The sequence below is a fragment of the Brenneria alni genome (genome assembly GCF_003666245.1).
GTDB lineage: Bacteria > Pseudomonadota > Gammaproteobacteria > Enterobacterales > Enterobacteriaceae > Brenneria > Brenneria alni.
On sequence record NZ_MJLZ01000026.1, the window covers coordinates 1 to 21956 of the forward strand.

A 21956-nucleotide genomic window follows, 5' to 3' on the forward strand; every position below is an offset into this window, starting at 1 on the left:
TGATGTTTGAGCCAGTAATAAAAGGTGGCCGGGTTCAAATCGTGTTGCCGGCAATAGTGTTGTTTAGTTAACCCGCTCTGTTGCCAGGCGTCGAGATGCTGTTGCCGTTCACGGTGAGAATGCCGTTTTGCCATATTTTACCTCAGGTTCGTTTTATTGAGTGAGGGCAGCATGTGGCAGCAGAGTTTTGTTAACAATGTGAGTTTGCCGGACGCTTACGATTTTGGCTGATAAGACGGTAAATCCAGGCTTTACCGAATCCTGTTCTTTCTAAAACTTCCGACAGGCGAATAAGACGTGTACATGGCTGATTCATGGTATTTTCCTCATCTGCATTGACGGAAATGAATATACGATTGAATCACCAGCAAAAAGAGCGACCTTCAGATCGCCAAGTGTATGGATATCAGTCTTTATCAGAATCCGCGATTTTCATCACGTCTGAAACTCTGATGTTTTTGAGATGACTGTTTTTGTTGATGAACAGATGGAACTGACGGATGAAAGGTATACTGGCTGCTTTTATCGCCAGTGGTCTGTCTGTGTCCCGAATTTGGTGATTGAGGCGGGTCTGTTCTTCATCATCATCGTCGGTGTAAAGGAGGCGTGAAAGTCGATCTTCTGATATGCGAACCTTGTGCAGAGTTGACCATACAAGGATGTCGATCATGGGTATGAGTCTGTAGTTGATGATTTTCTTGATGGTTCCATAACCAAACCTGATCGAATCAGATGTATCGGCTTCAATGCCCCGTACTTTACGCCATTGAGGTAGCGCGGCTTTCAAAGATTCAGCTATTTCCTCATCAGTTCCATTCGCAAGGTCTATTTCGACCATGACAGTATCTCTAAACAGCTTAGGGAGAGCTTCGGATACAGGGCTATCGAGAAACTCCCTGTTAACTGGATATCCGACCGGGCGAAATCATCGGCATTGTCGGACGTTCAGGCTCCGGCAAAAGCACCCTGACCCGGCTATTGCAACGCCTCTATACGCCTGAGCAGGGGCGCGTACTTATCGATGGGCTGGACATCAGCCTGATTGACGCCGCCCAGTTGCGCCGCCAGACAGGCGTTGTCCTACAGGAAAATTTGCTGTTCAACCGCAGCGTACGCGAGAACATCGCCATTGCCGACCCCGCCGCGCCGCTGGAGAGAGTCATGCGCGCCGCGCAACTGGCTGGCGCGCATGAATTCATCAGCGAACTGGCCGAAGGCTACGACACGCGGGTCGCCGAACAGGGCAGCACCCTCTCTGGCGGCCAACGCCAGCGCATAGCGATTGCCAGAACGTTGTTCACCCAGCCGCGCATCCTTATTTTCGACGAAGCCACCAGCGCGTTGGATTATGAGAGCGAAGCCATTATCCAGCGCAACATGGCCGCCATTTGTCAGGGACGCACCGTGCTTATCATTGCACACCGCCTCACCGCGGTGCGACAGGCCGATCGCATTATCGTTATGGATAAAGGCCGTATCGTGGAAGCCGATCCGCACGATGTGCTGATCCGCAAGTCCGGAGGACTGTATGCCCATCTGTGGGCCATACAAAATGACCAGAGCGGTGGTGAAATACCTGCCCGGCATCCTCGTACCGTTACCCCATCAGCCCCCCACACACCAAACAGTCATTTATCAGAGAATCTACTATGACGTCCGGCGTATCCCATAAACCCCGGATGCGGTCTCAACGTCCGGCGAGTGAACAGCTTGCCCGGTATCGCGCCATCCTGACTGCAAGCTGGGCGATACGCCATAAACTGGCTGGCCCCGAACGTCTGACCGACGAAGCCGCCTTTCTGCCCGCTGCCATGAGCTTACAGGAAACCCCGGCGCACCCTGCACCGCTGCGGCTGGCGTGGTGACCGAAGCGCAACCACTGATGGTCATCGTACCTGAATCCGCCACGCTCACCGCGGAAGTGGCGCTGGAAAACAAAGACATCGGCTTCATCTATCCCGGCCAGCAGGCGGAGGTCAAACTGGAAACGTTCCCCTATACCCGCTACGGCACACTAAACGCCACGGTGGAAAAAATCACCCAAGATGCCGTTCAGGACGAAAAGAAGGGCGCAATCTTCATGGTGACGCTCCGGCTGCACGAAACGCGGATGAATATCGACGGCAAGACCATCCATCTCAGCCCTGGCATGAACCTCAGCGCTGAAATCAAGACTGGCAAGCGCCGCATCATCGAATTCATTACCAGTCCAGTCCAGCGTTTGGCAAGGGAAGGTTTGCGGGAAAGATAAATGTCACGCCGATTCACCATCCGCTGGTCACCCCATTTGATGACATGCGGGCATTAGCGCAGATATGGCGTGAAAAAGGCTGGGATATTGTAGCGTAACGTCATCAGGCTGGTTTCTTTAGCCACCATAACCATGCGCGTTTTCGCGGTTTTTCCCGCTGACTAAAACGCTTATTAAAGCCATTCGCCAACAGCTCCAGCGACAGGCAAAAAACAAAGTAGACCAGCGCGACAAACAGAAAAACTTCCATCGGATAAACCATGCTGCGATTGTTCACCTGGGTGGCTAAAAATGTCAGTTCGCCAACCCCGACGATGTACGCCAGCGAGGTGTCTTTAATCAGCGAAATCCACTGGTTGATAAAAGACGGCGCCATCATCCTCAGCGCCTGCGGCAAAACGATATGCCACAGCACCCGCCAGCGCCCGAACCCCAGCGATAACCCGGCCTGCCACTGGCCGCGGCCAATAGCCACGATCCCCGCCTTCACGCCATGCGCCAGATAAGCGGACGCAATCAGCGCCAGCGCACAGACCACCGTGGTAATTTCAGGGATCTCAACGCCGAAAAGAATCGGTAACAGGAAGTAGGTCCAGAAAATCAACATGATGACCGGGATCGCCCGGAAAAAGCCGAGGATCATCGCCAGCAGCGCCGCGCACCCGCCCCTGGACATCGCCAGCGCAACCCCCATCAGGGTTCCCAGCACGGCGGAAGCGACGCCCGCCAGCAGGCTAATCATCAGCGTCAACGCGGCCCCGCCCAGAGGGCCATCGGGAAAAGCGCCCCACATAAGATAACTGAAGTTATCGTAAATAATGGTGAAATCCATTTTCAGCGCTCCCCGGCCTGATTACGTTGCTGACGCCACATTCCCCAGCCTTCCATCAGCGCAATGACCGTGATGTACAGAACAGTCGCGACCCCAAACGCCTGAAAGGTGCGTAAGGTTTCGGTTTCCACCTGACGGGACGCATAAGAGAGTTCGGCCACGCCAATCGCCATAGTCAATGAGGAGTTCTTAATCACATTCATGTACTGACCCAGCAGGGGCGGGAGTGCAATTTTCAATGCCTGCGGCAATACCACATAGCGCATGGATTGCCACTCCGTTAACCCCAGCGCCAGCGCCGCGTACTTTTGCCCGCGCGCCACACCGCCAATACCGGCGCGAATTTCTTCCGCAATAAAGGCGCTGGAATAGAGCGTCAGCCCGAATAGCCCGGCCAGAAACTCAAATGAGGGCCATACCGCATTCATCCCCAGCAGAGTGAAATCATGTGGCGTATTAAGCCATTGCATCATGCCGGAGGGGAATAGCTGACCGGCGCCGAAGTACCAGAAAAAAAGCTGTATCAGCAGCGGCGTATTGCGAAATAGCGAGCTGTAAGCCATGACCGGCCAACGCAACACTCGCCGTTGACTGTCTCTCGCCGCCGCCAGCAAAAACCCCAGCGAGGTCGCCAGTATTACCGTGCAGAGGGAAATCCACAATGTGACCAGAAAACCCTGCCAGAGCCAACTGAGATAGTGGGGAGCCAGCAGCCACGCGTCAACATAGTGCAGTATCGTTTCGGTCAGTTTCATAGGTGACTAATTTTCATAAACAACAATGCCCCTTGCAAAGCAAAGGGCGGAAACCACCTGATCAGATAATTTACATCAGGCCTTTGGCTGCTGATCTAACGGGGCGAAAGTAAAATTGCCTCGCGGCTGGGATGATTTTGTCTCCGGCCCGAACCAGCGGTCATAAATGGTTTTTGCCTCACCCTGTTTTTCCAGATTCAGTAATGTTTCGTTTACTTTCTCAGTCAGACGTTCTTCACCTTTTGGAATACCAATCCCCTGATACTCCCTGGTTATGCTGAAAGGCGAGATTTCGAACTCGGCTTTCTGCGCATCCGGTACGTTAGCCAGCAGACCGACCAGTTTGGCATCATCCTGGGTGATGGCTTGCACGTTGCCATTACGCAGGGCGGCAAATGCCAGCGGCGTATCGTCATACGAGATCACTTTGGCGGTGGGATAATGCTCGCGCAGGGTGATTTCCTGTACCGTGCCTTTATCCGCGCCAATACGCAACGCGTTAATATCTTCCGGGGTTTTCAGCACGCCCTTGCGGGCAATGAATTTTTGTCCGGTAGCAAAATAAGGAATACTGAAGTTTACCTGCTTGGCGCGTTCATCAGTAATGGTGAAATTGGCGGCAATCAGGTCTACTTTCTTGGCGCTTAACAACGGAATACGGTTTGCCGGATTCGTCGCCCGCAGCTCTACCTTCACGCCCAGCGCTTTACCAATCGCTTCGGCGATATCAACATCGTAACCCACCAGCTTTTTGCTTTGCGGATCAACGTAACCAAACGGCGGATTACTGTCGAATACCGCGATTTTAACCACACCCGCTTTTTGAATATCATCCAGCTTATCAGCCTGTGCAACGCCAGAAACAGAAGCTAAACCTGCCAGCAACGTCAATGCCACGATACGATTCTTCATTCCCTGCCCCTAACCAGTTAATGTGTTGGTTGCAGGCTATCAGCGCAGTGAAAAAGCGGGAAATAACATAAACAGCTATAATATAACCTTATGTTACATAAGGTTTATGGCCGCCTATAGCGCCGGATAATTCGCCTGGCCAGCACGTGCTGTCCGTATCCACGGTGTTCCCGCCCAGCGCCGCCTAAAAATCGGGCAGCAAATCCGTCAGCGCTTAAATTCTATTAATTTCTCATCAGGATAAGTTTTTATAATTTTTCACTGGAATTAAATTATTTTTTTATCATTTAGTTGCAAGAAATAACGTAATGGCAGAATTATTGTCATAATGCGAAATCAGGCGCAATGAGGAAACCATCAATGAAAGCCAAATCACCTATCGTCACACCGCCCGCCGAGGACAAGAAAGCCTATGAGCTGGATCGCTTTGATACGGCCATCCTCCGTCTTTTGCAGGCAGATTCCTCCCTATCCAACGTGGCATTGGCCGAAAAGGTTAACCTCAGCCCACCAGCCTGTTTAAGACGAGTGGAACGTCTCAGGCAGGTAGGTTTGATAAAGCACTTTGTGGCGCTGCTTAACCCGCAGGCTCTCAACGCAGGGCTGGTGGTCATCATCGGGGTGGTGTTGGATCGTTCGACGCCAGGCTCGTTTGAAGATTTTGAAGCATCGGTACAGAAAATCAGCGGCTGCATGGAATGCCATGTGGTCACCGGTGAGTTTGATTATATTTTGATGATCAGAACCCGCGACAACCAGAGCTTCAACCGGCTACATGCAGAACAACTGCTTTTCCTGCCCGGTGTGCGCCAGATCCGTTCCTTTATCGGCCTGCGGGAAGTGCTTTCCACCACGCAGTTGACGTTCTGAACAGCTTCAGGCACTCACCCTTGCCAGGGCTGGCTGGAAGTCATGTTTTTATGCAGACGTAGAGGCACTGGCTCTCGCCGCATCCTTGCGGCTCACTCGGCGGTCAAACCCACCGCTGCATAATTTTTTACGCCGGATAACGACAAAATCCGCCATAATTCCCTGCATTTTTGTAAAGAAGCCGTTGTTACATAGTGGGTCAACCCACTGAAACAGATAGCAACTCAACCGTTACGGAAAATATAGCTATAAGCACTTAGCGCCGGGGCGCCGCCCAAATGCGCATAAAGCACTTTCGAGCCTTTCGGGAATTCACCGTTGCGGATCATACCGATCATACCCTGCATGGATTTACCCTCATACACCGGATCGGTCATCACCCCTTCCATACGTGCGCACAGACGGATGGCTTCCAGCGTACCCTCACTTGGCAGACCATATTCCGGCCCGCCGTAACGGGTATCCAGCACCACGTCTTCTTCGGTGATTTCCCGACCCAACTCAACCAGATTCGCCGTGTTCTGCGCAATCCGCAGGATCTGCGCCCTGGTTTTTTCCGGTTTTGCCGACGCATCAATACCGATGACATTCCGGGAGCGGCCATCAGCAGCAAACCCAACCACCATACCGGCCTGAGTACTGCCGGTGACGGAGCACACGACAATGTAGTCAAACTTGAAGCCCAGCTCTTTTTCCTGCTGACGGACTTCCTCGGCAAAACCAACAAAACCCAGGCCGCCATAAGGATGTTCGGAACAACCGGCAGGAATAGGGAAAGGCTTGCCGCCATTCTGCGACGCTTCTTCCATCGCGTTTTTCCAGCTTTCCCGAATGCCGATATCAAAACCGGCGGCATCGAGACGAACATCAGCGCCCATAATGCGCGACAGTTCGATATTGCCCACCCGGTCATACACCGCATCGGCATAATTTACCCAGTTTTCCTGCACCAGAATACATTTCATACCCAGGTGAGCAGCCACCGCAGCGACCTGACGCGTCTGGTTCGACTGAATGCCGCCGATGGAAACCAGCGTATCGCACCCCTGTTCCAAAGCCTCAGGAATGAGATATTCCAGCTTACGGATTTTATTGCCGCCAAATGCCAGGCCACTATTACAATCTTCACGCTTGGCATATATTTCCACATCCCCACCCAAATATTCACTGAGCCTTTTCATTGGCGTGATGGGGGAAGGGCCAAACGTTAATGGATAACGTGGGAATTTCTCCAGATTCATAATAATGCTCCGGTAAATAATGAGGTAAAGTCGCCATAGGTCGTCAATATTCCATAAGGAAATACCGTCATCCCATAGCCACAATACTACCCATAAACAGATGAATTTAAATTGCTAAATTTAGTAAAATTTATCCTAAAAATTCCCCCATAAACCCATTTAACACCCTTTAGTTTCAAAATAAAACAACATATCGAAATAAAATTAAAGCACCAATGAATGCTTACGGCAGCACCATTCCCTCCGGCGGTAAAGGCAGGGTGGTCTTATAGCGCACCTGCTTAAGCGCAAAGCTGGATCGGATGTTGGCAACGCCAGGGATTCGGGTCAGATGGTGCAGGATAAAATGCTCTATCTCATTGATATTCTTAACCAGAACACGAAGAAGATAATCGGCGTCCCCGGTCATCAGATAGCACTCCATCACTTCCGGGCGCTCAGAGATAGCCTGTTCAAAACGTTGCAGTACCTCTTCCACCTGTCGGTCAAGACTGACGTGGATAAACACGTTCACGTGCAACCCAAGGCGTTCCGGCGAAAGCAGCGTGACCTGCTGACGGATAAGCCCCAGTTCCTCCAGCGCTTTCACCCGGTTAAAACAAGGCGTGGTTGAAAGATTAACCGCCTTCGCCAATTCAACATGCGTGACTTTGGCATTTTCCTGTAATTTATTGAGGATACTGATATCGGTTTTATCCAGTTTACGCATAAAAGAAAACCTTTACTGTTAATAACAAATCGGCGGGAAAAATTACCCTGCAAACCAAAATATCATCATTAATAAGGGAAAAAATTTCCGCCAGAAAAATAATAAACTGGATTTATCCAGTAATTGGCGACAAGAAAATATAAAATGATTTCTCCCTCACTAAGAAATAAGAAAATAATCTGGCTGAAAGAAAAATCCGCCAGCGCATTACCTACCGTATTGCCGCTGCGTCAGGTTGGAGGCGTCATTCTGCTCTTACTGGCGATCCTGATTTGGGGCGCTAACTGGCCGGTCATGAAACTCGGACTGGAGCACATTACCCCGCTCTGGTTCTCCGCTTTGCGTTTCGCGCTCGGCGGGCTGTGCCTGTTCTTTATCCAGATTGTCACCGGTACGCTGAAACTGCCTCAACGCCGCGATATTCCCCTGCTGTTCAGCGTCGGCTTGCTACAGATGCTGACGTTCACTGCGCTGGGCGCCATCGCCATGATGGCGATCCCCGCCGGTCGTTCCGCCATTCTGGCTTATACCACGCCATTGTGGGTTCTGCCGGGCGCCATTCTATTCTTCAGACAACGCGTGACCCGTCAGGAGCTGATCGGCACGCTGATGGGTATTGCCGGCGTCGCCATTCTGTTTAATCCGCTGACGCTGGACTGGACGGACAGCAACGCGCTGCACGCCAATACCTTGCTGCTGATCGCATCATTCTGCTGGGCCATTTGCATCCTGCACCTGCGTCATTACCGGGGAGCCTCCAGCGCCTATCATCTGGCGCCCTGGCAAATGCTGATTGCCACCCTCCCGCTGATTATCATCGCCTGGTATAAAGAAGGGCCTTATACCGGCGATAATTCGCTGCGTTTCTGGGAGATCTCCCTGTTTGTCGGGCCGCTCGCCACCGCTTTCTGTTTCTGTGCCGTGAACACAGCCAGCCAATGGATCTCCAGTACCAGTATGGCGTCCTCCATGCTGGGCGTCCCGGTTATCGGGTTGATTATCTCTATTCTGTTTCTGAATGAGTCTTTAACGCTGGGGCTGATTATTGGCGTCGTCGCCATTATTGCCGGTATGCTGGTCGTCACCCTGAACAGGCCTTGTCCTTCGCAACACTGAACCATGCCATTATTTCCGCACCGCATGGCGGTGCGTTTTCACCATCAGCCCAAAACCGCATACTGCTGGCGAAAAAGCGCATCCTGTACCGCCAGCTCATCACGTAAAAAATCAACAAAGCCTTTCAGCGCCGCCGTTGTCGGCTTGCTGACTTCGGCCTGGATCTGGAGTGTCCGCTGGCTCAATTGCTCCATATTGATAGACTTCACCTGTAAACCATCACGCCGGGCGCTATACAACACAGAAAAATGGCTGCATATGGCGATAGCATCCGGCGTATTGAGCAAAAAGGCATACAGGGTTGAGAAATGATTGCAGGTGAAGACGGGATCGATGAAAACACCGTTCATCCGGCATGAAAGATCAAACAATTGACGGATGGTCGCCGCCTGATCGGGGAGCACCACCGGAAAAGCATTCAGGTCGGCTATCTGGAAATCTCTTGTTGCCAGTGGGTGATCCTCTTTCATCACCGCCATAAAAGGGGCCGCGAAAGAGGCAATAACCTGAACACCGTGTTCCGGCGCCAGGCTGAACTTCAGCGCCACATCACATTCCCCGTTGCGCACCAGATCGGGCACCTGTCTGGCGCTGCCCACCGTCAGCACAAAGTTGACCGCCGCATGTTGCTGGCGGAATTTCGCCAGCAAGGTCGGCAGAAGGTTAAAGCCGATACCGTCTGTACAAACCACCCGGATGGTAGTCTGACGCGCTGATTTCAGTCCCTCGATTTCGGCAATCGCCAGCTCCATATCCGTGATACTGCGCCGCACATGATTCTCCAGAATATGTCCGGCATCATTCAGTATCATCCCTCTGGCATGTCGCTCGAATAAAGGGACGCCCAGGCGGGTTTCCAGCAGTTGGATCTGCCTGCTGATGGCTGAAACCGCAACAAATAACTGCTTGCTGGCCGCACTCAGCGAACCGGTATTCGCCACAGCCATGAAGTAACGCATTTCGTTGCTATGCATCAGCTCTCCCGCCTATTTTATGCCGTTTCCACTGATTGAGGTTTCCTTATCTGTGAACGCATCCGCACAATGTCGGCCCCTTGTTCAGCCAGATCCCAGAACAGACCGGTCATGATTTTTAGTCCTTCCAGCGTCATATCAGCCAGAATATGCTCGTTCGGCGCATGTTGTGAACAAGCCGGATAGGAATGCGGCACCCACAGCGTCGGCAATCCCAGTGTTTCAGAGAAGCAGGCATTGGGCAATCCACCGCCAAAATTCGGCAATACCGCCGCTTTGGCGCCTGTCGAGCGCACAATCGACGTCGTCCCCCATTCGACCCACGGATCATCGGGATCGAGCCGGGTTGCCTTGTAGCAACTGGCATCGTTAACAATCTCTACGTCGTCAAAACCATTGGCATCCAGATGGCGGCGGATATGTTGGGTAAAATGCGCGACATCACAGCCCACCACATAGCGCATATGGCAATTGGCTTTGGCCTGCGGCGGAATAGCATGTGCGGGTTTGTCCGGATCGCCGGTCACAAATGCCAGCACATCCAGCGTGTTCCAGCCATAGACTTTCTCGGCGGCGGTCAGGCCGACCTCTCCCCAGCGGGGATCGATAACCGGATCGGTAGGCCCGCCCCCCAGCTCAATATCGGCCAGGATACGGCGCATGGTATCCGAAATAGCCGGAGGCCGCAGTCCCGGCACCAGAATACGGCCATGAGCATCCACCATGCTGGAAATAGCGTGCGCCAGACGGATGCCCGGATTGCTCAACAGGCCGCCCCAGTTGCCGGAATGGTGAGCGCCTTCACGCAAATTCAGCCTCAGCTCAAAATTGAATACCCCGCGTGAACCCAGAAACAGAGTCGGACGGGAAGCGGAAATCCGTGGGCCGTCTGAGGCAATAAACAGATCGGCGGCCAGCCAGTCGCGGTATTGCCCGCAGACAGCGTCCAGCCCCGGCGAACCGGCTTCTTCCCCCATCTCCAGAATGATTTTCACGTTATAACCCAACTGGCCGTTGCGTGCTTTCAGCACCTGCTCCAGCGCCGCCAGGTTAATGGTATGCTGCCCTTTGTTATCCGCGGTTCCGCGCCCGTACCAGACGTTGCCGTCCTGCACCACTTGCCAGGGCGATAATCCCTGACGCCATTTTTCATCGTATCCCCGCACCACATCACCATGACCATAGGTCAGCAGCGTCAGCTTCGCCTGTGGCTCCATCCGTCGCGCCAGTAAAAACGGGCTTCTCTCGCTGACCGGGTTTTCCACAATCAGGCATTCGAACCCCAATGCCTGCAACGCGGGAACCATCTCATCCGTCAGATAGGACATCAGAACAGGCCCGCTGCCGGCATCCTGGCTTTCCGTCCGATAGGCCACTCTGCGCGCCAGCGTTTCCGTGAATTTTCCTGAGTCAAAATAATCAACCGTTGCCTGGATAGTCTCTTCACGCGTCATCGTCAGTCCGTCCTCTTCTTATCCGATATTGATTGGTAAACAGCACGGCTCCAGTGGAGCGGTTGCGTGTCTGTCTGTGCGTTAGGGGTTCGTTCGGGTTAATACTGTTCGATATCAGGAATACCCAATCCCGGCTCCGGCGTGAGTACGGAAGCTAACAGCGATCGGGTATAAGGGTGGCGCGGCGAGTGAAAAATCTGTTCACGCGTTCCCTGTTCGACAATCGATCCTTTCTGCATCACCGCCACGTGATCGACCAGATGCTCCACCACCGACAGGTTGTGGCTGATAAGCAGATAGGTCAGACCAAACTCCTGTTTCAGCGCCAGCAGCAGGTTCAGGATCTGCGCCTGAACGGAAACATCCAGCGCGGACGTCGGCTCGTCACAGATCAGAATATCAGGCCGCATAATCAATGCTCTGGCGATCGCCACCCGCTGACGCTGGCCGCCGGAAAGCTGACCGGGATACTGACTGTGCGTCCTGGCGGGCATCCCCACCACATCCAGCATCTCGGTGACCCGTTGTTTACGTTCCTCCGGCGTACCAATACCGTGCAGGCGCAGGGCGACTTCGACGATATCCGCCACGGTTCGGCGCGGATTCAGCGACGAATAGGGATCCTGAAAAATAGGCTGAATATGGGACGCCATTTCCTTACGGTTGCCGGCATCGATCTCACGGCCTTCGATCAGAACGTTGCCGGAAGTGGGCGGCAACAGGCCCAGCAGCATTTTTGCCAGCGTACTTTTTCCGCATCCTGACTCTCCCACCAGCCCCAGGGTTTCTCCCCGCCGGATACGCAGGGAAACATTATTCACCGCCCGGATCTCACCGGCGCGGGTGAACAAACCGCGATTGAGGCGGAAAACCCGCGATAAGGAGCACAGCTCCAGCGCAATATCATCATTGCCCGGAATGTGCGTCGGCAGCGCGGAAGGCGCGACATCATGGTTTAGGCTATGGTTCATGCGACCTCCGCATCCCGTACCGGTAAGGCCCGAATGCAGCGAACCCTATGCTGGGCCGTCACATTGACATAAGGCGTTTCCTGGTGGCAGGCATCCGTACAGTAAGAACAACGATTGCTGAACGCACAGCCCCGCTGTATGCCAATCAGACCAGGCACCACGCCGGGGATCGACTTTAGCGGCTGCCCCGGAACGGTTTTACCCTGAATCGGAATACAGTCGAGCAGCGCCTGAGTATAGGGATGCTGTGGCTGGTTAAACAACGTCATCACCGGGGCGGTTTCCACAATCTGCCCGGCGTACATCACCGCCACCCGATCGGCAATACGCGCCACCACCCCCAAATCATGAGTGATGAAAATCACCGCCATGCCAAACTCCCGTTGCAGCTCGCGCAACATGCGCAGGATCTGCGCCTGAATGGTGACATCCAGCGCGGTAGTCGGCTCGTCAGCGATAATCAATTCTGGTTCACACATCAGCGCCATGGCGATCATGATGCGCTGCCGCAGGCCGCCGGAAAGTTGATGGGGATACTGATTCAGGCGATCGGCGGCCATGGGGATACCTACCCGCTCCATCAGATACACCGCCCGCTCCCTGGCTTGCGATAAAGAGACCTTGCGGTGGGCCTGAAGCGTTTCGCACAGTTGATTTCCCAGCGTGAAAGCGGGGTTCAGCGAGGTCATTGGCTCCTGAAAAATCATCGACATTTGATCGCCGCGCAGGGCCGTTATGTCGCGTTTTTTCAACGACTGCAATTCTATGCCCTTGAAGCGAAGATGATCCGCCGTGCGCACGGCCTTGCGTGGCAGCAGATCCATCAGCGCCAGCGACGTCATGGATTTACCGCAGCCGGACTCACCCACCAGACACAGCATTTCCCCGCGTCGTACCGTAAAATCCAGTCCGCGAACCGCATGTAGCGTGCCCCTTGAGGTAGGCAGATCAACCCGCAGGTTTTTTACATCCAGCAAAATGTCGTTATTCATGGCTTGTTCCTCAGTTACGTCCGTCCAGCGCGGTAATATCACGCAGGCCGTCTCCTACCAGATTGATCCCCAGCACGAGGATAGCCAGCACAATGCCGGGGATCAGGATGACCCACGGTTGAAAGAACATGTATGCCTTACCTTCCGCCACCATCAGCCCCCACGACGGCATAGGAGGCTGTACGCCCAGCCCGAGGAAAGAGAGCGTGGCTTCCAGCAAAATGGCATGGGCAATTTCCAGCGTGGCTACCACCGTTAACGGGCCAAGCAGATTGGGCAGGATCTCCCGCAGCATGATGAACAATGAGGACGCGCCCAGCGTTTTGGCGGCGGCGATAAATTCCGCCTCACGCAACTGCCGGGTGACCGAACGGGAAACAATCAGGAAGCGATCCCACAGCAGCAATCCCAGCAGCAGGATCACCACTTTTACCGAGCCGCCCACCAGCGAAGCCGTGGCCAGCGCCACCAGAATGATCGGCATAGACAGACGAACCGTCAGGATATAGCTGACCACCGCATCCACCCTTCCGCCGAAATAGCCAGCCAGCACGCCCAACGTGATGCCGATAAACCCGGCAACCAATATGGAAACCAGACCGATGGTTAACGATACCCTGGCCCCGAACAGCAGCCGGCTCAGGTAGTCACGCCCCAGCTTGTCGGTGCCCAGAATATGTTCCCAACTGCCTTTCTCATGCCATACCGGCGGTATCAGACGCCGGCTCACATCCTGCGCATAGGGATCATGCGGGCTGATTAACGGCGCGAGAATCGCGGCCAGCACAATAACCGCCAGAATAATCAGGCCAAGCGTCATGCTGTGATGACCAAGAATGCTGCCAAGCCACCGCCGCCAGGGCGCAGGTTCTGGAATAAGCCCCGGTTCCGGCACCGGCGTCTTGGCGACCAGTGGGGAAGAGAGTAATGAAGACGTTTTCATGGCAGTTCCCTATGAGGTACGCAGACGTGGATCGAGTGCCGCATTAAGGACATCAGCCAGAAATGTCAGCCCAATATAAAACACAGAGATAATCAGTACGATGGCCTGCACCACAGGAAAATCGTTGCGGGAAATGGAATCCCATGCCAGTTGTCCCAATCCCTGTAGGGCGAACACCGACTCAATCACCACCGAACCGCCCAACATAAAGCCCAGTTCGACCGTCGCCAGCGCCACCACCGGAATGATGGCATTACGCAGACCATGTTTGACGATAACCCTGAAAGCACTCAGTCCCTTGGCCCGTGCGGTACGGATATAGTCCGATCCCAGCACGTCCAGCATACCGGAGCGCGTCAGACGCATCAGTGACGGCATGGCGTAATAGCCGAGGGCGATTGCCGGTAACACAAAGTTCTGCCAACTGCTGTTCCCCGCCACCGGCAGCCATTTCAGCCCCACGGCAAAGATGACAATCAGCAGCAGGGCAAACCAGAAATTCGGCATCGCCTGACCGATAACGGAAATAAAAATGGAACATCTGTCGATCCAGGTATCACGAAACACCGCGGCCAATACGCCGAGAGGGATCGCCACCACCAGCGCCAGCGACAGGGAAACCACGCCCAGCTTCAGGGTAATGGGCATTCTCTGGCCGACCAGTTCCATGACCGTGCTTTCGAAATAGAACGAGCGACCGAAATCGAGATGCAATGCCGCCCAAAACCAGTGCAGAAACTGCGTGGTCAACGGCTGGTCCAGCCCATACTGCACCCGGATACGTTCCACCACTTCTGCGGTGGCGTCCGGCCCGGCAATCGCCGCCGCCAGATCGCCGGAAAGATGCAACAGAGAAAAACTGACTACCGCCACGGTAAACAGCACGGCCAGCGCGACCAGGAGCCGTTGCAAGATATAGATAATCATGAGCTGTTCCTCATTGTCACCCGATGTCAGTGGGAATCGGTATCGCTACCGATCCCCGACAATCTGTTACTTCCAACTCGCCAGAGCAAAACGCGGCAACTCATCCGGCCAACTATCAAAGTTCAGATCGGAGGTAAAGGCATAATTGGTTGAATAGGTAAACAGCGGCGCCAGATACGCCTGGGAAGAAATACGGCCCAGCACATCCGCATACATGGCGCTACGTTGTTTGGTATCGATGGTTTCATCAGCCCTGGTCAACATGCTGGTGACTTCCGCATCTTTCCAGATGTCATCACCCTTGCCGCCGAAATAAGGCGTGACGAAAGCGGAAGCATCGTTGATGGAATAAGAGCCCCAGGTACGTACCGCCATCGGCGCCTTACCGGAAATCAGATCAGCCGCCAGCACCGAGTGCTGCACATAATGCAACCGGGCATTAATGCCGATTTTGCGCAAATCGCCAATAATCGCCTCGGCGTAGTCCCGTTCGCGATAAGCCCAGATATCGGTATCAAAACCGTTGGGATAACCGGCTTGCGCCAGTAACTGTTTGGCTTTTTCCGGGTTGTACTCATACTTAATCACTTTGCTGGTGTTACAGGCGGCCTGAGCGGAGAAACAGGCGGAATACACCGGCTTACTGCCGCCACGCACCAGATTATCAACCATCCCCTGGCGGTTAATCGCATAGTTCACCGCCTGGCGGACACGCAGGTCTTTAAACGGTTCCCCGCCCGGCCCGCTGGCATGGGTATTCAGCGCCAGAAAACCGATTCTCATGGTTTCGCCGCTTTTCACTGAAAGATTCGGCATGGTTTCCAGCGAGGTCATCTGATCGGCGGGTACCCGCCAGATCCAGTCAACCTGACCTGTCATCAACTGCGCCAGCCGGGTTTCCGGGTCGCGGATCACCACAAACTGCAATTTGCCGATTTTTGGCTGACCAATCGGGCTGTCTTTAAAGTAATCGGGGTTTTTTTCCATAGTGACCCCCTGCGCCGGGGTCACGCTGGTAACTTTATAAGGGCCGGTGCCAATCGGGGCTTTGCTGAAACCAGCCAGCTTAACCTGTTGATAGTATTTGGCAGGATAAATCGGCGTCGGGCCGGACAAATATTCCAGCGCCGCCGGGAAAGGTTTTTTCAGTTGCAGTTTTACCGTGTAGTCATCAACTTTTTCGGCTTGCTTAATCCAGTTAACGCTCTGAGGCATAACTGAATCGGTATTATCACCGGCAATATCATTGAAAGTATAAACCACGTCATCAGCGGTAAAATCATCACCATTATGAAATTTAACGCCTTTACGCAAATGCAAAACTAATGTTTCCGGCGAATCCCACTCCCACGATGTAGCCAACTGGGGCTCATATTCACCGGTTTTTGGATCGCGGTAGACCAGCCTGTCCCACACCAGGTTGGAAATAATCACCCCTTCACGCAAGGTATTATGGTAAGGGCTAATATTTTCCACCTCGTTATCCGAGGCATAAACCAAAGTATCATTCTGTTTTCCCGCATAACTGTATGAAGTACATCCAATCAGTAATGCGGATACAGCATATTGTTGTATTTGTCTTGCCAGGGAACGAGTCATGCTATTTCTCCATACCATTAATGAATAAATTAAATAGCCACCAGGAATATTCACACCATGCCCAATAGATTTCGAGGTGCAGCCAACACACATGCAACTTGAAAGATGACGGGTATGTATTTGCAAGACTGAAGCCAACAGGGGATTAATGTCCTTACAGATTTTAGGTAAGAGGTTTCTAAAAATAAGAAACCGCCGTGATGGCATACACTTTTTTTGAATACTGCTTATCAGAAATTGAATTCCGTTTTTTGATATAAGAAATTCCTTTTAATTCTGGATATGCTGCAAGGGAAATGACGCGCCTACTTGCACCATTTAAAAGCAGTAAATCATCAAAATGGTGCTAATCGATAAGTGTGATTTATTGCGGAAATATAAATAACGGGGGAGTTATTTGATAAGGATTTTGTATAGCTATGATTAATTAAATTACTTTATTTGGGGTTAAACACACTTTCTGGCACATATATAAAAAAACGCCCTGCATACAGGACGTTTTAATATAAGGCTCGGGATAAGGTTATTCCGTCTTTTTACTGTCTTTCTCAACCAGCAGTTTTTCCAGCGCATCACCGCCCAGGTGGCGGAAATCCTGCCCTTTGACGAAGTAGAAGATAAATTCGCAGATATTCTGACAACGGTCGCCAATGCGCTCTATGGAGCGGGCGCAGAACAATGCCGTCAGTACGCTCGGAATAGTGCGGGAGTCTTCCATCATGTAAGTCATTAGCTGACGCACAATGCCTTCGTACTCCTTATCCACCTTTTTATCTTCACGGTAGATACGAATAGCCTCATCCAGATCCATGCGGGCAAACGCATCCAGCACGTCATGCAGCATTTGCACCGTGTGGCGCCCCAACGATTCCAGACTGACCAGCAGCGGCTGATGCTGATGGGAGAATTTCTCCAGCGCAGTGCGGCAGATCTTATCCGCCACGTCACCCATGCGTTCCAGTTCAGAAATAGTTTTAATGATGGCCATGACCAGACGCAAATCGCTGGCGGTTGGCTGCCGTTTAGCGATGATTCGCACACAGGCTTCATCAATCGTCACTTCCATCATGTTAACTTTAGCATCCCCTTCCACCACACGCTGCGCCAGCTCGGCATCCTGTTTGTGCATCGCGGTGATGGCATCCGTCAGTTGCTGCTCCACCAACCCGCCCATGGTTAACACCTGGGTACGGATGTGTTCCAACTCAGCATTGAACTGCCCGGAAATGTGTTTATTCAGATTCAAATTTTCCATGATGCTTCCCGTAATCAACCGTAGCGACCGGTAATGTAATCTTCGGTCTGTTTCTGCCGTGGCGCAGTAAACAGGGTGTCAGTATCGCTGAATTCAATCAGCTCCCCCAGATACATAAACGCCGTGTGGTCTGAGCAACGTGCAGCCTGCTGCATATTGTGGGTAACGATCACCACGGTGTAGTCTTTTTTCAGCTCAGAAATCAGCTCTTCGATTCTGCCGGTGGAAATAGGGTCAAGGGCGGAACAGGGTTCATCCAGCAGCAGCACATCAGGACGGATCGCAATACCCCGTGCAATACACAAACGCTGCTGCTGACCACCCGACAGGCTGTAGCCGCTCTGGTGCAGCTTATCTTTGGTTTCATGCCACAGCGCCGCTTTGGTTAATGCCCACTGCACCCGCTCATCCATATCCGTGCGTGATAATTTTTCAAACAGTCGCACGCCGAAAGCAATATTATCGTAAATGGACATCGGAAACGGTGTCGGTTTCTGAAAAACCATCCCCACCTTGGCCCTCAGCAGCGAGATATCCTGTTTATCGGTCAGAATGTTATTGCCATCAAGCAGAATATCGCCCTCGGCACGCTGCTCAGGATAGAGCTGATACATTTTGTTCATGGTACGCAATAGCGTGGATTTGCCACAGCCCGAAGGGCCGATAAAGGCCGTAACCTGATTGGCGGCAATGTCCAGCGTAATGTCTTTTAACGCATGGAATTTCCCATAATAGAAATTCAGATTACGTACCTGGATTTTACTGGTGGATGTCTCAGTAGCCATACTCATCAAGACTTCTCTCTTTTACACGGGCGCTGTCAGGCAACACCTTAATTTATTAGTGTTTCTTGGCGGAAAAAATAACTCGCGCCAGAATATTCAGCAGCAGAACACATAGGGTAATCAGTAATACCCCCGCCCAGGCCAGTTGCTGCCACTCAACAAACGGACTCATAGCAAACTTGAATATGGTGACCGGCAGGTTGGCGATCGGGTGCATCAGATCCGTGCTCCAGAACTGATTGGACAGCGACGTAAACAACAACGGCGCGGTCTCCCCTGCAATACGTGCTATCGCCAGTAAAATCCCGGTCATGATGCCGGATATCGATGCTTTCAACGTGATGGCGGAAATCATTTTCCATTTCGGCGTACCCAACGCATACGCCGCTTCACGCAGGCTGTCCGGCACCAGCTTGAGCATATTTTCCGTGGTGCGAATAACGATTGGCACTTGCAACAGCGCCAGCGCAATCACCCCGGCCCAGCCAGAGAAGTGCTGCATTTTCGCCACCACCAGCGTATAGACGAAAAGCCCGACCACAATGGATGGCGCTGACAACAGGATGTCGTTAATAAAGCGAATCACCTCGGCGATCCACGATTTACGGCCATATTCAGCCAGATAGATACCCGCCATGATCCCCAGCGGCGTGCCTAACACTGTCGCCCACAGGATCAGCAGGCCGCTGCCGACAATGGCGTTGGCCAGCCCGCCACCCGCGGTATTCGGCGGCGGCGTCATTTCGGTAAATAACGCCAGCGACATCCCGTCAACCCCTTTGGTGATGGTTGAAAACAGGATCCAGACCAGCCAGAAAAGACCAAAAGCCATGGTAGCCATTGATAAACAGAGTGCAATGCGGTTTTTCTGACGCCGCCAGGCCTGCATTTTACGTCGTGAACGCACCAGCGTCTCGTCTTGTTCCATGTCTAACGCAGCCATCAAAGCGTCCCCTCATTCTTTGTCAGTCGCATAATCATCAACTTTGAACACGCAAGAACAATAAAGGTAATCACAAACAGGATCAGACCCAGTTCCATCAATGCAGCGGTATGCAGACCTGATTCCGCCTCGGCAAACTCATTTGCCAGAGCCGATGTAATACTGTTGCCGGGCATATACAGCGATATGCTGTCCAGCTGGTAGGTATTACCGATAATAAAGGTCACCGCCATGGTTTCACCCAGAGCGCGCCCCAGCCCCAGCATAATGCCGCCAATCACCCCGTTTTTGGTAAAAGGCAGAACGATACGCCAGATAACTTCCCAGGTGGTACAGCCAATTCCGTAGGCTGACTCTTTCATCATCACCGGCGTTTGTTCAAAGACATCACGCATCACTGCGGCAATGTACGGAATAATCATGATGGCCAGAATCACACCCGCGGCAAGGATGCCGATACCAAATGCCGGGCCTGAGAACAACGCGCCGACAATCGGAAAACCGGACAGCACATTGCCTATCGGCTGCTGAAAGTATTTCGCGAACAGCGGCGCGAAAACAAACAGCCCCCACATGCCATAGACAATGCTGGGGATCGCGGCCAGCAGCTCAATGGCAACGCCCAAAGGGCGTCTGAGCCAGCCCGGCGCCAGTTCGGTCAAAAACAACGCAATACCGAAACTGATCGGTATCGCGATAATCAGAGCAATCAGCGAGGTAACAATCGTGCCGTAGATCGGAACCAGGGCGCCAAACTGTTCGGCAGGCGCATCCCAATCCTTGTTCCACAGAAAGGAAAAGCCAAATTTTTCGATGCTAGGCCAGGAAGCCACAATCAGGGAAACAATAATGCCCCCTAACAACAATAGCGTCACCAGCGCAGCCAGTTTTACCAGCGTACCAAAAATGATATCGCCATGTTTCCCAGGGGCTTTGATAGTTGGCTTGTACTCAGCCATACAGGTCTCTTCTCAATTTAATGGTGTTTGATAACAAAAGTGCTGTTGGGGCGAAGAGATGATGAACACCTCTTCGCCCCACTATATCCTACAACATCTCAGCTAATGACCTTGCTACCAAATACAAGGAGCGTAGTACGATTTTAGTACAATTACTCTTAATTCAATTAGTTTTAGATTATTTTTTAATACAAGGCTTTACCGCTGCTGTCCTTCACATTTGTCTTCCAGGCAGCACGAATCTGTTCAACCACTTCATTTGGCAGAATGGCGTAGTCCAGTGCCGTTGCCTGATCGCCGCCTTTGGTATAAGCCCAGTCAAAGAACTTCAGCACTTCAGCACCCTGCTCGGCTTTCGGCTGCGCTTTTTGGATCAGGATGAAAGTCGTAGAGGTGATCGGCCAGGCATCTTCACCTTTCTGGTTAGTCAGATCCTGAGCGAAAGATGTGCTCCAGTCTGCGCCCTTCGCCGCATTACTGAAACTGGCGCCGGTCGGACTGACCACTTTACCGTCAGCGGACAGCAGTTTGGTGTAAGCCAGGTTATTCTGCTTGGCGTAAGCGTATTCAACATAGCCAATGGAACCCGGCAGACGCTGAACAAACGCGGCGATTCCATCATTACCTTTACCGCCCAGACCCGTCGGCCAGTTAACCGTAGAGCCTGAACCAATTTTTTCTTTCCACTCTGGATTTACTTTCGCCAGGTAGCTGGTGAAGACGAAAGACGTACCAGACCCATCAGCACGACGCACTACCGCAATATCCTGATCCGGCAGTTTGGCATTCGGGTTCAGTTTGGTGATAGCAGGATCGTTCCATTTCTTGATTTTACCCAAGTAGATATCACCCAGCGTTTTACCATCCAGCGTCAGATCGCCGGATTTGATGCCAGGGATGTTCACCGCCAGCACCACGCCGCCGATAACCGTCGGGAACTGGAACAGGCCGTCCTGCGCCAGTTTATCGTCAGACAACGGCGCATCAGTTGCACCAAAGTCCACGGTTTTAGCGATAATTTGTTTTACGCCGCCTGAAGATCCGATGCCTTGATAGTTAACTTTATTACCGGTTTCTTTTTGATAGGAATCAGCCCATTTGGAATAGACCGGCGCGGGAAAAGTCGCACCAGCGCCAGTGAGATTGACAGCGGCAAAAGCGGAAACCGCTGTCATCGAAAATGTTGCGGCAGCGATACTGGCAATAGTAGTACGCATAAATTTCATAATCCCTCCTGTGGGATACCAAAAGTATTGTCGACCCGGAGTCGTGATTTATCAGAGTGTAGTTTGCAGGAGGAAAAATAGGACAGTTGAGTGACAGTAAAATGTACGAAATATTACAGTTTTATGACAAACAATAAAAAGCGCCGTTTCTGACTCATTCCTCAATGTGTCATTCCCAGCGTAGTGGGTGATCGCCCGCATCGTGCGTCTGTGGCGGCGGCTCCCCGCCTGAGCAGCCACGA

The 21956-nt window shown here is 52.6% G+C and carries 22 protein-coding genes and 3 pseudogenes; 5 read left to right on the plus strand and 20 right to left on the minus strand.

Annotated elements, in window-relative coordinates; translation table 11 throughout:
• The 3 genes and pseudogenes from tnpA to BIY29_RS12270 all read right to left on the minus strand — a co-directional run.
• On the minus strand, positions 1-134 hold a 134-nt coding region (gene tnpA / locus BIY29_RS21000; protein WP_420808419.1), incomplete at its 3' end, for an IS66 family insertion sequence element accessory protein TnpA.
• 83 nt (positions 135-217) lie between these two features.
• Positions 218-316: pseudogene (locus BIY29_RS12265) on the minus strand (helix-turn-helix transcriptional regulator); the annotation flags it as partial.
• A 90-nt stretch (positions 317-406) separates the two neighbouring features.
• A pseudogene (locus tag BIY29_RS12270) lies at positions 407-910 on the minus strand (DUF6387 family protein); the annotation flags it as partial.
• Between BIY29_RS12270 and BIY29_RS12275 the strand changes: the two are divergent.
• The 3 genes and pseudogenes from BIY29_RS12275 to BIY29_RS12285 form a co-directional block, all read left to right on the plus strand.
• Positions 904-1554 (plus strand): annotated as a pseudogene (locus tag BIY29_RS12275) (ATP-binding cassette domain-containing protein); the annotation flags it as partial. The pseudogenes BIY29_RS12270 and BIY29_RS12275 sit on opposite strands and share 7 nt — an antisense overlap.
• A gap of 125 nt (positions 1555-1679) precedes the next feature.
• Positions 1680-1865 carry a hypothetical protein gene (locus BIY29_RS12280; RefSeq protein ID WP_147437155.1) on the plus strand — a complete coding sequence of 62 codons (186 nt, stop codon included), beginning with the start codon at positions 1680-1682 and terminating at the stop codon, positions 1863-1865.
• Positions 1862-2251 (plus strand): beta-barrel domain-containing protein, encoded by a 390-nt coding sequence (locus tag BIY29_RS12285; RefSeq protein WP_205680336.1) that lies wholly within the window; start codon positions 1862-1864, stop codon positions 2249-2251. The genes BIY29_RS12280 and BIY29_RS12285 overlap by 4 nt, the downstream gene beginning before the upstream one ends.
• A 103-nt stretch (positions 2252-2354) precedes the next feature.
• Here BIY29_RS12285 and BIY29_RS12295 read toward each other — a convergent pair whose 3' ends face one another.
• The 3 genes from BIY29_RS12295 to BIY29_RS12305 form a co-directional block, all read right to left on the minus strand.
• On the minus strand, positions 2355-3083 hold the full coding sequence (locus BIY29_RS12295) for an amino acid ABC transporter permease (RefSeq protein ID WP_121575410.1): 729 nt from the start codon (positions 3081-3083) through the stop codon (positions 2355-2357).
• A gap of 2 nt (positions 3084-3085) precedes the next feature.
• Positions 3086-3838 (minus strand): amino acid ABC transporter permease, encoded by a 753-nt coding sequence (locus tag BIY29_RS12300; RefSeq protein WP_121575411.1) that lies wholly within the window; start codon positions 3836-3838, stop codon positions 3086-3088.
• 75 nt (positions 3839-3913) lie between these two features.
• Positions 3914-4750, minus strand: a complete 837-nt coding sequence (locus BIY29_RS12305; protein ID WP_121575412.1) for an ABC transporter substrate-binding protein — start codon at positions 4748-4750, stop codon at positions 3914-3916.
• 360 nt (positions 4751-5110) lie between these two features.
• On the opposite strand from BIY29_RS12305, the gene BIY29_RS12310 reads away from it, so the two are divergent.
• The gene (locus BIY29_RS12310) at positions 5111-5620 is read left to right on the plus strand and encodes an Lrp/AsnC family transcriptional regulator (RefSeq protein WP_121575413.1); all 510 of its coding nucleotides are present in this window, start codon (positions 5111-5113) and stop codon (positions 5618-5620) included.
• A 224-nt stretch (positions 5621-5844) separates the two neighbouring features.
• Here BIY29_RS12310 and BIY29_RS12315 read toward each other — a convergent pair whose 3' ends face one another.
• Positions 5845-6861, minus strand: a complete 1017-nt coding sequence (locus BIY29_RS12315; protein ID WP_121575414.1) for a 1-aminocyclopropane-1-carboxylate deaminase — start codon at positions 6859-6861, stop codon at positions 5845-5847.
• A 223-nt stretch (positions 6862-7084) separates the two neighbouring features.
• Complete coding sequence (locus tag BIY29_RS12320) at positions 7085-7570, minus strand: Lrp/AsnC family transcriptional regulator (RefSeq protein ID WP_121575415.1); 486 nt, start codon at positions 7568-7570, stop codon at positions 7085-7087.
• A 144-nt stretch (positions 7571-7714) separates the two neighbouring features.
• Between BIY29_RS12320 and BIY29_RS12325 the strand changes: the two genes are divergently transcribed.
• Positions 7715-8686 carry a DMT family transporter gene (locus tag BIY29_RS12325; RefSeq protein WP_121575416.1) on the plus strand — a complete coding sequence of 324 codons (972 nt, stop codon included), beginning with the start codon at positions 7715-7717 and terminating at the stop codon, positions 8684-8686.
• Between the two features lie 44 nt (positions 8687-8730).
• Here BIY29_RS12325 and BIY29_RS12330 read toward each other — a convergent pair whose 3' ends face one another.
• The 12 genes from BIY29_RS12330 to pstS all read right to left on the minus strand — a co-directional run bounded on the left by BIY29_RS12330 (position 8731) and on the right by pstS (position 21714).
• Positions 8731-9660: a LysR family transcriptional regulator gene (locus BIY29_RS12330; protein WP_121575417.1), complete on the minus strand. Its 930-nt coding sequence runs from the start codon at positions 9658-9660 to the stop codon at positions 8731-8733.
• Between the two features lie 17 nt (positions 9661-9677).
• Positions 9678-11114, minus strand: coding sequence for a M20 family metallopeptidase (locus tag BIY29_RS12335; protein ID WP_121575418.1), 1437 nt, complete (start codon positions 11112-11114; stop codon positions 9678-9680).
• 98 nt (positions 11115-11212) lie between these two features.
• Positions 11213-12085, minus strand: a complete 873-nt coding sequence (locus BIY29_RS12340) for an ATP-binding cassette domain-containing protein (RefSeq protein ID WP_121575419.1) — start codon at positions 12083-12085, stop codon at positions 11213-11215.
• Complete coding sequence (locus BIY29_RS12345) at positions 12082-13077, minus strand: ABC transporter ATP-binding protein (RefSeq protein ID WP_121575420.1); 996 nt, start codon at positions 13075-13077, stop codon at positions 12082-12084. Before BIY29_RS12345 ends, BIY29_RS12340 begins: the two co-directional genes overlap by 4 nt.
• A gap of 10 nt (positions 13078-13087) precedes the next feature.
• Positions 13088-14020, minus strand: a complete 933-nt coding sequence (locus tag BIY29_RS12350; RefSeq protein WP_121575421.1) for an ABC transporter permease — start codon at positions 14018-14020, stop codon at positions 13088-13090.
• A 9-nt stretch (positions 14021-14029) separates the two neighbouring features.
• Complete coding sequence (locus BIY29_RS12355; RefSeq protein WP_121575422.1) at positions 14030-14947, minus strand: ABC transporter permease; 918 nt, start codon at positions 14945-14947, stop codon at positions 14030-14032.
• Between the two features lie 66 nt (positions 14948-15013).
• Positions 15014-16546, minus strand: a complete 1533-nt coding sequence (locus tag BIY29_RS12360; protein ID WP_121575423.1) for an ABC transporter substrate-binding protein — start codon at positions 16544-16546, stop codon at positions 15014-15016.
• A gap of 523 nt (positions 16547-17069) precedes the next feature.
• Positions 17070-17801 carry a phosphate signaling complex protein PhoU gene (gene phoU, locus BIY29_RS12365; protein ID WP_121575424.1) on the minus strand — a complete coding sequence of 244 codons (732 nt, stop codon included), beginning with the start codon at positions 17799-17801 and terminating at the stop codon, positions 17070-17072.
• A 14-nt stretch (positions 17802-17815) separates the two neighbouring features.
• A complete protein-coding gene (gene pstB / locus BIY29_RS12370) occupies positions 17816-18592 on the minus strand; it encodes a phosphate ABC transporter ATP-binding protein PstB (protein ID WP_121575425.1) in 777 nt (258 codons plus the stop codon).
• A 49-nt stretch (positions 18593-18641) separates the two neighbouring features.
• A complete protein-coding gene (pstA, locus tag BIY29_RS12375) occupies positions 18642-19529 on the minus strand; it encodes a phosphate ABC transporter permease PstA (RefSeq protein ID WP_121575426.1) in 888 nt (295 codons plus the stop codon).
• Complete coding sequence (pstC, locus tag BIY29_RS12380) at positions 19529-20488, minus strand: phosphate ABC transporter permease PstC (protein ID WP_121575427.1); 960 nt, start codon at positions 20486-20488, stop codon at positions 19529-19531. Before pstC ends, pstA begins: the two co-directional genes overlap by 1 nt.
• A 185-nt stretch (positions 20489-20673) precedes the next feature.
• Positions 20674-21714, minus strand: coding sequence for a phosphate ABC transporter substrate-binding protein PstS (gene pstS, locus BIY29_RS12385; RefSeq protein WP_121575428.1), 1041 nt, complete (start codon positions 21712-21714; stop codon positions 20674-20676).
• Positions 21715-21956: the final 242 nt, after the last annotated feature.

Bases quoted from the DNA above. Each gene is read 5' to 3' on its own strand.
- BIY29_RS12355 (WP_121575422.1), bottom strand. From the start codon at position 14,947: ATGATTATCTATATCTTGCAACGGCTCCTGGTCGCGCTGGCCGTGCTG.
- BIY29_RS12320 (WP_121575415.1), bottom strand. From the start codon at position 7,570: ATGCGTAAACTGGATAAAACCGATATCAGTATCCTCAATAAATTACAG.
- pstC (WP_121575427.1), bottom strand. From the start codon at position 20,488: ATGGCTGAGTACAAGCCAACTATCAAAGCCCCTGGGAAACATGGCGAT.
- BIY29_RS12280 (WP_147437155.1), top strand. From the start codon at position 1,680: ATGCGGTCTCAACGTCCGGCGAGTGAACAGCTTGCCCGGTATCGCGCC.
- BIY29_RS12300 (WP_121575411.1), bottom strand. From the start codon at position 3,838: ATGAAACTGACCGAAACGATACTGCACTATGTTGACGCGTGGCTGCTG.
- pstS (WP_121575428.1), bottom strand. From the start codon at position 21,714: ATGAAATTTATGCGTACTACTATTGCCAGTATCGCTGCCGCAACATTT.
- BIY29_RS12315 (WP_121575414.1), bottom strand. From the start codon at position 6,861: ATGAATCTGGAGAAATTCCCACGTTATCCATTAACGTTTGGCCCTTCC.
- BIY29_RS12305 (WP_121575412.1), bottom strand. From the start codon at position 4,750: ATGAAGAATCGTATCGTGGCATTGACGTTGCTGGCAGGTTTAGCTTCT.
- BIY29_RS12350 (WP_121575421.1), bottom strand. From the start codon at position 14,020: ATGAAAACGTCTTCATTACTCTCTTCCCCACTGGTCGCCAAGACGCCG.
- BIY29_RS12360 (WP_121575423.1), bottom strand. From the start codon at position 16,546: ATGACTCGTTCCCTGGCAAGACAAATACAACAATATGCTGTATCCGCA.
- pstA (WP_121575426.1), bottom strand. From the start codon at position 19,529: ATGGCTGCGTTAGACATGGAACAAGACGAGACGCTGGTGCGTTCACGA.
- BIY29_RS12345 (WP_121575420.1), bottom strand. From the start codon at position 13,077: ATGAATAACGACATTTTGCTGGATGTAAAAAACCTGCGGGTTGATCTG.
- phoU (WP_121575424.1), bottom strand. From the start codon at position 17,801: ATGGAAAATTTGAATCTGAATAAACACATTTCCGGGCAGTTCAATGCT.
- pstB (WP_121575425.1), bottom strand. From the start codon at position 18,592: ATGAGTATGGCTACTGAGACATCCACCAGTAAAATCCAGGTACGTAAT.
- BIY29_RS12330 (WP_121575417.1), bottom strand. From the start codon at position 9,660: ATGCATAGCAACGAAATGCGTTACTTCATGGCTGTGGCGAATACCGGT.
- BIY29_RS12335 (WP_121575418.1), bottom strand. From the start codon at position 11,114: ATGACGCGTGAAGAGACTATCCAGGCAACGGTTGATTATTTTGACTCA.
- BIY29_RS12325 (WP_121575416.1), top strand. From the start codon at position 7,715: ATGATTTCTCCCTCACTAAGAAATAAGAAAATAATCTGGCTGAAAGAA.
- BIY29_RS12295 (WP_121575410.1), bottom strand. From the start codon at position 3,083: ATGGATTTCACCATTATTTACGATAACTTCAGTTATCTTATGTGGGGC.
- BIY29_RS12310 (WP_121575413.1), top strand. From the start codon at position 5,111: ATGAAAGCCAAATCACCTATCGTCACACCGCCCGCCGAGGACAAGAAA.
- BIY29_RS12340 (WP_121575419.1), bottom strand. From the start codon at position 12,085: ATGAACCATAGCCTAAACCATGATGTCGCGCCTTCCGCGCTGCCGACG.